1 protein-coding gene is annotated in these 248 nt (G+C 42.3%); it reads right to left on the bottom strand.

Annotation, left to right across the window (positions count from 1 at the left end; translation table 11 throughout):
- Positions 1–248, bottom strand: a 248-nt coding sequence (locus AAHB12_RS31575) for a penicillin-binding transpeptidase domain-containing protein (RefSeq protein ID WP_342048973.1), incomplete at both ends; no start/stop codon positions are given.

Genomic DNA, 248 nt, shown 5'->3' with positions numbered 1-248 from the left:
GGGAAGGTAATCCCAAGTGATTGTGCAAAGGCTTTTGCTTTATCCAAACCGACTTCTTGTAGTGTTTTTAAGGCTGGGATATTACGTGACTCTACTAAAGCGTTTCGTATGGACATCGAGCCCTTGTACTCAGTATAAGCATTCCGGATGGGTGTCCCATTTGAGTATTGATAGGGTTCATCTACAACCTGGTGGTATGTCGACCATTTTAAGTTTTCAATCACTGGACCGTAATCAAAGATTGGCTT

Source organism: Bacillus sp. OTU530 (assembly GCF_038440375.1).
Note: the sequence above shows the minus strand (reverse complement) of the source record. Positions and strands in the feature narration are given on the sequence as shown.